Source organism: Enteractinococcus helveticum, assembly GCF_020742345.1.
In the GTDB taxonomy this organism is placed as follows: Bacteria; Actinomycetota; Actinomycetes; order Actinomycetales; family Micrococcaceae; genus Yaniella; species Yaniella helvetica_A.
The window spans coordinates 1-6,585 of record NZ_DYXC01000079.1; the positions used below are offsets into that span (position 1 = coordinate 1).

At 54.1% G+C, this 6,585-nt stretch carries 7 protein-coding genes; 4 read left to right on the forward strand and 3 right to left on the reverse strand.

Annotation, left to right across the window (positions count from 1 at the left end):
• Positions 1 to 166 precede the first annotated feature (166 nt).
• The 3 genes from K8V32_RS07475 to K8V32_RS07485 form a co-directional block, all read right to left on the reverse strand.
• The gene (locus K8V32_RS07475) at positions 167 to 1,237 is read right to left on the reverse strand and encodes a YdcF family protein (protein WP_303905250.1); all 1,071 of its coding nucleotides are present in this window, start codon (positions 1,235 to 1,237) and stop codon (positions 167 to 169) included.
• Positions 1,238 to 1,468: 231 nt separating this feature from the next.
• Complete coding sequence (locus K8V32_RS07480; protein ID WP_303905253.1) at positions 1,469 to 1,624, reverse strand: hypothetical protein; 156 nt, start codon at positions 1,622 to 1,624, stop codon at positions 1,469 to 1,471.
• Positions 1,625 to 1,634: 10 nt separating this feature from the next.
• Positions 1,635 to 2,990: an L-lactate MFS transporter gene (locus K8V32_RS07485; RefSeq protein WP_303905257.1), complete on the reverse strand. Its 1,356-nt coding sequence runs from the start codon at positions 2,988 to 2,990 to the stop codon at positions 1,635 to 1,637.
• Positions 2,991 to 3,354: 364 nt separating this feature from the next.
• Between K8V32_RS07485 and K8V32_RS07490 the strand changes: the two genes are divergently transcribed.
• The 4 genes from K8V32_RS07490 to K8V32_RS07505 all read left to right on the forward strand — a co-directional run bounded on the left by K8V32_RS07490 (position 3,355) and on the right by K8V32_RS07505 (position 6,565).
• Positions 3,355 to 4,452 carry a Fic family protein gene (locus K8V32_RS07490; protein ID WP_303905260.1) on the forward strand — a complete coding sequence of 366 codons (1,098 nt, stop codon included), beginning with the start codon at positions 3,355 to 3,357 and terminating at the stop codon, positions 4,450 to 4,452.
• A gap of 123 nt (positions 4,453 to 4,575) precedes the next feature.
• Positions 4,576 to 4,821, forward strand: a complete 246-nt coding sequence (locus K8V32_RS07495; protein ID WP_303905263.1) for a hypothetical protein — start codon at positions 4,576 to 4,578, stop codon at positions 4,819 to 4,821.
• A 350-nt stretch (positions 4,822 to 5,171) separates the two neighbouring features.
• Positions 5,172 to 5,609, forward strand: coding sequence for a DUF4282 domain-containing protein (locus tag K8V32_RS07500; RefSeq protein WP_303905266.1), 438 nt, complete (start codon positions 5,172 to 5,174; stop codon positions 5,607 to 5,609).
• Between the two features lie 254 nt (positions 5,610 to 5,863).
• Positions 5,864 to 6,565, forward strand: a complete 702-nt coding sequence (locus tag K8V32_RS07505; protein WP_303905269.1) for a hypothetical protein — start codon at positions 5,864 to 5,866, stop codon at positions 6,563 to 6,565.
• The last annotated feature ends 20 nt before the right edge of the window (positions 6,566 to 6,585 follow it).

Below are 6,585 nucleotides of genomic sequence, written 5' to 3' on the forward strand. Positions count from 1 at the left end.
GGCCAGGAAAGTTCTTGATATTGCACTGACGGCCAACCCTGCGCCATTACGCCACCTTTCACACCTAAAATCCTTATTCGGAAAATAATCTGAACTTTTCCCAATAAGGAGCTTATTGGGAAAATTAGTCTAGCGCGGTCATTGAGGTATCAGGTTGACTTCTGTTTTAGGGTATGACCATCGCCGGTACGATCCACGCGGTGAACGCAATGGTCAGCACCAGAATGCCAAGGGCTGCGACCAGGTGGATTTTCAGATGATCGCGCATCACGGCAATAAATTCTCGAATGATCGCGCTGGGTAGGTAATACCAGGCGGTTGGTGCGCCCACGACATGCGCTCGCAGCCCCAGCTGGCGAGTCAGCAGTGCGGCACGGAAAACATGATAGCTACTGGTCACCACCGTGACGGGTGCACTGGCATCGGGCAGTAGCTTGCGCGAAAACTGTAGGTTTTCTTCGGTATTGGTTGACTGGTCTTCGGCAATGACGTGCTCGGGGGCAACACCGTGTTCAATGACGTAGTCTCGCATAGCAACACCTTCGGCCACGGGTTCGTCGTCGCCCTTGCCGCCCGAGGTGATGATGACTGGTTCGTCGGCGTCGTCATGACGTGCGGTGATTCCGCGTTTCAACCGGGAGGCCAGTAATGGTGGAACTTTGCCGTTGATCAGCCCGGCGCCCAGAATAATGATGGCCGAAGAGGGCAGCTTTGGTTTGCGCCAGCGGTAGGCCAGGGAGGCGATAATGAACGCGGCGAAGCAGCTGGCGGTGTAGGTGATGAGCAGGAGTACAGCTGTGTAGGTGCCGTATTGCAGCTCGTAGGCCAGGTCGTCGCGGACGAGCTCGGCGGGCTCAATGACCGCCAGCGCGGTTGGCAGGAAGAATAGCGCCAGGCCGGCAAGCAGTGAGAGCATGTTGCCCAGGCTGCGGGATTCCCGGCGCAGGGTGGTAATACCGGCCCACAACAGGAAGCCCACCAGAAGTGGGTAGCCAACAGCGGTGCCCAGTCCGATGGCGAGGAGCGAGGCGCCCAGCGTGATGGCCAAGAGGATGGGCCAGTCGGCGAGCAGGTACAACAGCAGCCCCGCGGACAATAGCGTGGCGCCGGTGCCGATAATGGTGTAGCTGTAGGCGGCGATGCGACGGGGGTCTTTGGAAATGCGCTGGATTCCGAGGCCGGTTGCCAGCAGACCCAGGATGCCGAAGACAGCCGTGACTACCGTGATGATGGTCATGGAAGTCAGTGTACTGGCAAGCAGCTTTACCCCCGGTTGATTGATGCGCTTTGAAGGTGCTGGCGAAGACGCCCGGGGTATCCCGGGTCCAAGCTAGACCAGGGATTTCAGCACCCGGCAACCGGCCGACCGACAAAACCCGTTGCCCCCACTGTTGGCTTTGACCGTGAGGCTGCGGAGCTTTGGGCTGGGTTTCTTACTGCCAGTGCATCGAGTTGTCTTTGGCTGTGGTTACTCTGTGAATAACGCGCCGGCTTTCACAGCGGTATCGACGAGCCCGTAGCCTAAGCCCATGATGACGATCAGAGCCAGGATGACGGCGATGGTGCGATAGGTCTGGCTGACTTCGGTGGTGGGGGCTCCGGTAAATTGTGGTGAGGTGCTCATAGGGGACTCCTTAGCGGTGTAGCTCGTATTCGACGGTGTGTTCGATGGTGTGTTTTTCGGCAACTGGGCGCATCAGAATGTTGGCGATCAACCCGATGGCCAGTAGACCGACCATGATGTACATGGACACGGTGTAGAGGTCGGGGCCTTCGGCGCCTGCGATGGCTTGGGATTCGACCACGCTGTTGACGATTAGTGGTCCGGCAATACCGGCGGCAGCCCATGCGGTGAGGATGCGACCGTGGATGGCGCCGACTTGGTAGTAGCCAAACATATCGCGCAGGTAGGCGGGCATGGTGGAGAATCCGCCACCGTAGAAGGACAGGATGAAGATCGCAGAGAGAATAAAGATGATCAGCGATCCGTTGCCGATAAAGGCGATGAGCAGATAGAACAGAACGCCAACGCCCAGGTAGAGCAGGTAGACGTTCTTGCGTCCGATGTAGTCGGAGGCGGTGGACCACACGAAGCGGCCGGCCATATTGGCCAGCGACAGGATGCCTACGAAGCCGGCTGCGGCTGCTGCGGTGACGCCGGGGAAGTAGTCTTGGATCATTGGGGCGGCATTTTCCAAGATACCGATGCCTGCGGTGACGTTGGTAAATAATATGATCCACAGGAACCAGAACTGCGGGGTTTTCAACGCCTGGTTGGCCGAGACGTTGAGGTTGGTTTGCATCGGGGCGGCTTCGGCGGTTGCTGGATCCCAGCCCTCAGGTTTCCAGTCGGGGTGGGGTAAGCGGATGACGTAGGCTCCGGCGGCGATAATGAACGCGTAGCTAATAGCCAAGGTAATAAACGTTGGCACCAGACCGGCGGCAAGATTTTCGGTTTCGGTTCCGCCACCGAATAGTGCCATCAGTGAGTTGGACATGGGGCTTGCAATCAGTGCTCCGCCACCAAAGCCCATGATGGCGAGGCCCGTGGCCAGCCCGGGACGGTCAGGGAACCATTTCATGAGCGTGGAGACCGGCGCAATGTAGCCGATGCCCAGACCGATTCCGCCGATGAACCCGTAGCCGAAGTACACCATCCACAACTGACCGGTCGCAATACCGAATGCTGCGACGAAGAAACCCACAACCCATGCGGTCCCGGCGACGATCATTGACTTGCGGGGACCGGCTTTTTCAACCCAGGTGCCACCAAAGGCTGCCGATAGCCCCAGCATGGCTATGGCTACCGAGAAGATCCAGCCGACAGACACCTCACCGACGTCAAACCGCGACATCAAGGGGATTTTGAAAACACTAAAGGCATAGACCTGGCCGATACATAAGTGGATGGCCAAGGCGGCGGCAGGAATGAACCACCTATTAAAGTTCTTTGGTGCTACAATTGCGGATTTATCTAATACGCTTGGCATATAGGTCCTCTCGCTGCGACTGTGAAAGTCATCAGCTTGAATTATCAATCATGCTGAGCATATTTTAGCCACATACATGTGTCAACAATCATACGAACTCGTATATTTCGTCACAAGAATATCAAAGAATAGGCAAATATTATCCGCGCTGTACAGCAGTGGAATAAGCTGATAGGCACAGCCCGCCTGTACGTTGGAGAGATTACGGATTTTGCTGCGTTAAGCGTGTTGACGGGGAGTCCGGGCTAAGAGCGACCGAAAGGGGACATGTAAAAAGTTTTTACATGTTCTCAGAACGTGTAAAGAATTTAGTGAATTTTTTACACGTCTTGGCGTTCATGAAAAAATACGTTAGTTTTTTTATGTGTCATGGTCCCCTGATTATCCATATAATGATCTCCCGTTATTGCCTCCGAAAGCCGATCTTGAAACCGTTCCAATTTTTAAGGCACTGGTGCCAGCGAGGGCGGAGCTCAGTGGACTCAATGAGGCCTTAGTTTCATTGCCGAATCCTGAGGTCTTCGTAAATTCATTAGCTCTGCTCGAGGCGCAGGCGAGTTCTGAAGTAGAGAATATTGTCACGACCACGGACGACCTATTCCGTGCTGATAGCTATGCCGCAGACGCCAGTCCGGCGACTCGAGAAGCGTTGCGTTATAAAACTGCTTTGTTTCACGGTCAGGATCATATCCAGAACCGTGCAGGTTTACTCACCGTTGGTTTAGCAGCCGAAGTCTGTTCGGAAATTCGCGGAACGATCACGACACTACGATGTGCCGAAGGAACATATATAGGTAATCCCGTCACAGGGAAACCTATCTATACGCCTCCGGCAGGCAAGCAGCTTCTAGAAACGAAACTTCAGAATTGGGCTGAATTTGTTAATAGTGAAACGGAGCTAGACCCATTAGTTCAAATGGCTGTTGCACATTACCAATTTGAAGCGATTCATCCTTTCGATGACGGCAATGGTCGGACCGGTCGGATTCTAAATGTGTTGATGCTGGTCGCCCGACAGTTGCTGCAAGCACCAATCCTGTATATCTCTAAGTACATCATCAGACATAAAAACGAGTACTATCGGCTGCTGAATGCGGTCACAGAACACGGGGCGTGGGATGAATGGGTGGTGTACATGTTGCATGCCGTGGAATCAACTGCCCGTTCCACGAGATTGAAGATCAAATCTATTCAGCAACTTCAAGCTCAGTTTATAGAACAGCTAACTGTTGATACTGGCACACATTACCCGGCGAATTTCTCTGAAGTTCTCTTCAGTCAACCATACTGTCGAGTGAAAGATGTTATTGAAGGTTGCTCTGTATCGAGGCCAACAGCAACGAAATATCTCAACGCGCTCGTGGACGCCGGGATGCTAGAAATCCATACTGCAGGTCGAGACAAATTATATGTCAATACATCCTTCATGAGTATTCTCCGAGCCGCCGAGAGCGATGTGTAAAAGATTTTTACATGTCCTCGCAACGTGTAAAAAAACCCGGCATATTTTTTACACGTGAGGCCCTGTTGCTGATCCGCGGCCTCAGTTCTTTTTCGGCATGAGTTGCGGATGCTGGGCTAAGCAATGGTTGAGAAGATCGATTCCAAGAAAACACTGGATGCTTACCGGGCAAAGCTTGGAGAATTTCGCGTCGTCGACGTCCCGACCATGCAGTATCTCATGGTCGATGGTCAGGGTGATCCGAACTCCTCGTCTGAGTATGCGCAGGCGCTGGAAGCGTTGTACCCGGTGGCCTGCAAAATGAAATGTATGAGTAAACGCCAGCTCCGGCGCGATTACGCCGTCCCACCACTAGGAGGTCTCTGGTGAGCAGATGACATGATCGCAGCTGCAAGCTACACAAGTAAATCCAAATGGCAGTGGACCGCGATGATCGTGGCTCCTACGCCGACGCGGGAGCTGTGGTTTCGCAAAACCGCCCCTGAAAACCTGTGGGCACTGTTACGCCAGTCCGTTCGCCCGATGTGGTTACGACGTCAAAGATACTGTGATCACGCAACGTCATGCCGGGTTCATATGATATTCATGGCGTTTTTGATCCGTATCATAGTATTTTGGTTTGTGCTGTGCTAAAACTAGGTGAAACTCCGTCTGCCCAGAACGGTCGGAGTATCACCATACACATACGGCTCGAATTGAGCCCTGACTCGAGGAGTGGCATGTCACAGCAACCTCCAAATTACCCCAACGGCCCCGGGAACATCCCGCCGCAATCCCCGGGACAACCCCCGTACCAATCAAGTGGTCCCCAGGGTGGCGACCCCAACAGCGTGGAAGCCAAGGGATTCTTCGCCGGTCTGTTCGACCTGAGCTTCCAAAGCTTCGTGACTATCAAGTTCGCGAAATTCATCTATCTCATCGTGATGATTGCAATCGGGCTGTGGGCGCTGTTCGGCTGGATCATCAGTGCGATTGTCATGATGACTCAGGAACCTATTGCAGGCGTGCTCTGGTTGCTGTTGGGCTGGATTCCTGTGCTGCTGGGTCTGATTTTTGCCCGCATTACGCTTGAATTTTATGTTGCCATGGCTCGTACCGCGCAGAACACCGGGGCGGCTCGTGTCGAGCTCGAGCGTATCCGGACCATGAACCGCTAGGAACACATCCACGCGGTTCACGCGCTCATGCAGTGCAGGCCCTGATCCTGACGTCTCGTCGGGATCGGGGCCTGCTGTCGCATCAAGAATATTTTGGCCCAGGCAATGTGTGGGTGAACAGTCTATGAATTTCAGTAAACCCCAGGTCGTGGCTGTTGATCACAGCAGAAATCGTAGAGCAGAATGTTGAGTTGGTCGCACTGGCCGAAGCTCAATCTCGTGAAGCATCGCCACATGAGGAGAACTGATACACCATGGCAGACAAGCACTACATAGGACTCACAATGCTGGGCGTCGTCTTGCTGACAGCATGCGGGACAACGCAGGAGCAAGCAAGCGAAACATCCGAGGCTCAACCCCAGCAGGAACACAGTACTACCGCTGCTGCTGAGGCCGAAGACTCTTCGGATGATCAACAGCAGGACGCTCCAGATGCCACGCGGGACTTGGCGGATGCGGTGGAGACCATTTCGTACCCGATGCAAGGATATGACGGCGAGATCACGATGGGCATTTTCCCACCTGAAGTGCAAGGTGAAACCATGCTGGTGTCTGTTGTATTTCAACCCGAATTTTCAGATGACAGCGCCGACGACGTGCGCTTCGCGGACTTACACGGCACTTCGGGACTTTCTGTGCTGATGCCGGTGGTCAGCGATCGACAGAACTTCACGGCCTATCATGTGCCACGAATGTCGACCAGTGACTTTGCACAAGGCAGTGGTTGGACCGGTGGCAGCGTTGGTGATGGCACGTGGGCTTCAGCGATTGGGGATGTCAAAGTGCAGTCTGGGGCACAATACCTGCATTGGGCGTATTTTCCTGCCCCAGTAGATGACATCGACACGGTGGATATCGCTGTGATTCCCGGAGTGCAAGAATTTCGTGATGTAGAGATTGACTGGGGTGCCACAGAACCTGGCGCTGGAGAAGAGGCTGCACAAGATGATGCCTGATCTCAAACGGCGTATAACGA